Source organism: Haloferula sp. (assembly GCF_049672945.1).
Lineage (GTDB): Bacteria > Verrucomicrobiota > Verrucomicrobiia > Verrucomicrobiales > Akkermansiaceae > Haloferula.
This window is the reverse complement of the sequence record NZ_JBATWY010000045.1, coordinates 1-2,149: the sequence shown is the minus strand read 5'-3', so window position 1 is coordinate 2,149 and position 2,149 is coordinate 1. Positions and strand designations below refer to the sequence as shown.

Sequence of the window (2,149 nt, the reverse complement as noted above, 5' to 3'; positions counted from 1 at the left end):
CGGACTTGTTCACAATCCGGGCGCAGTCGAACGGCCTCGTTCCGGGCCTCATCGCCCGGCTTGATGAATAAGTCCGGTTGTCCTATAAAGGCGTGTGACGCGACGCCTATCCGCGGCTTTGTTGGAGATTGCCGAATGTGCTTCAATCTGCTTTCCTTGAGTCGGAGCCGCCGCCATAGGGGCGTCGCGCGTCCACATTTTACGTTAGGGCAAGAAATGAAGACACTCTGGACAATCCTTGTGGCACTTGTTGCCGTGATGCCCTGCTTGGGCACCTCGATCATTTTTCCGACCTTTTCCACGCCAGTGGTCGTTGAAGATACTTTGATCGTTTTATCTGCGGATCGGCTGGAGCTGATTGGCGTGTCCAAGGAAGGAAAGGAGCTGTGGAGACAGAAGCTGTCCTCCGAGGGAAGTCTGATAGTACATAGCTCGGGGAAGACCCTGCTCACCCAAGGTGCTTCAGTCAGTGCGTTGAACACGAAAGGTGGCAGTTCTGAGACTCTATTTAGTGCAGACCCGAAGGTGAAGTGGGTGCGATACTCCCCTGAAGCCAACCTATTCTGGGGACCGCTTGATGGCGAGGATCCAGCCTTAGCGCTTTTCGATGGCGCTACTTACGTTTGCTTGGCGACAGAGAAGCTCGGGGAGACGATGGCATATGCAGATCAGGATCTGGTTGTGCTCGCGAAGGGCCGTCGCAAGGCCGCCGAGGGGGGAGGCTATTCCTTTTCGAAGGGCTGGCTCGAAGCGTTTGACCGTCAGACGATGAAGAAGGTTTGGTCAGTTGAATATGAGTATCAGCCATACCCTCACCACTACGTGGTCCGCTGTGGTGATTACATCGTCAGCGACGATGCCTCAGACCTAGTGGTTATTGACATCGCCACTGGAGAGGTGAGACGCCGTCCAGCAGTGAAGCCCGAGGATGCAATGGGCCCAAGTGGTCTCCGCGACGACAATGGAGATTTGACGTATCTCACCTCAGAACTGAACTTCGCAGACTTCAATCAAAGCAAGCAGACTCTTTATAAGATCAGTGTTCCAGATCTGAAGGTAATCGAGAGCCGGGCTGTTAAGGTGATTGAGGCCGCTAGCTCCGAGACGGCTGGAGATCTGTTAATCACGGACGCGCTCTATCGCACAGCTTGCTTTCGTCCAGACGGAACTAAGCTTTGGGAGCACTTCCAACTGCACCGGACACCAGTAATGGATGGAGTAATCTACTTCTCCGATTACAACAAAGGTATCGCTAGAATGGGCGCATTGGATGTTGCAACCGGGAAGCAACGGTTCTTCCTATCCGAGGAGGTCGAAACAAAATAGCCCTAACAAGGCGTCGCTCTCAACACCTGCCCCGCCGCGAGTTCAATCTGTCATGACCATTCAACCTTCAACCCGCAATCGAAGTCTCGCCCTCGGGCAGGAGTGAGAGGACTTCGACGTTAGCGAAGAAATGAACGGCCGACGCGAACTCCTCATTGTTGTCGCCGCCAGCATCCTCCTCGCTCTATGTCTCGTCGGCGGATTCGGCGCTGGATACTTCAGCGGCCACAGACAAGCCGTGCAGGAAGCAGGCGAAGATCAATTTCTCCATGTCGGCCATGAAGTTGAGAGATCCGCCTTCGTCAGCTACCTCGATACCTTCAGGTTCCACCTCAGCGGTGTTGCAGGCTGGATTCTGATCGCATTAGCGGCCTCGAAGTTCCACAAGCGTTATCGGGGAGTTCCTGTCCTTTGCTTGCTGGTAGGTTCTGCCTTGGTGCTGATCGCTGACATAGTTGTGCTTGCTGCTGAGACCGCTGAATATTGGGTCGACGATTTCCTCTGGAGTTCACCCTTGGGTCGGACAGCCATGGTCATCCAACACGCCGAGTATCTGGGACTATTCCTCTTCGGATACGGGCTGGTCCGGTTTGCGACCTCAACCCACGAAACAAAATGCAATCGCTAACAAGGCACTGGAGGGCGACCCCTATCAGCGGCTTTGTTGCGTGCTTGCCGCCAGCTGCGGAAGCTGGTTGAATGCCCGTGGCCTTTCAGGTGCAGCTACCGGGATCGCCTCAGTTTTGACGTTGTGCGCCGAGCCAAGCAAGGCGCTTCTTATCAGGTGTAAGACCTGATGTTTCAAAACCTAGCCAGTAGAAAC

General features: G+C 54.5%; 2 protein-coding genes. Both read left to right on the top strand.

The annotated features are described in order from the left end of the window. Positions 1 to 216: 216 nt before the first annotated feature. Entirely contained in the window at positions 217 to 1,326 is a 1,110-nt protein-coding gene (locus WBG04_RS03895; RefSeq protein WP_424313066.1) for a hypothetical protein, read from the top strand. A 130-nt stretch (positions 1,327 to 1,456) separates the two neighbouring features. After that, the gene (locus WBG04_RS03890; protein WP_424313065.1) at positions 1,457 to 1,954 is read left to right on the top strand and encodes a hypothetical protein; all 498 of its coding nucleotides are present in this window, start codon (positions 1,457 to 1,459) and stop codon (positions 1,952 to 1,954) included. Positions 1,955 to 2,149: the final 195 nt, after the last annotated feature.

Coding starts and splice junctions, on each gene's coding strand:
- WBG04_RS03895 (WP_424313066.1), top strand. CDS start 217: ATGAAGACACTCTGGACAATCCTTGTGGCACTTGTTGCCGTGATGCCC.
- WBG04_RS03890 (WP_424313065.1), top strand. CDS start 1,457: ATGAACGGCCGACGCGAACTCCTCATTGTTGTCGCCGCCAGCATCCTC.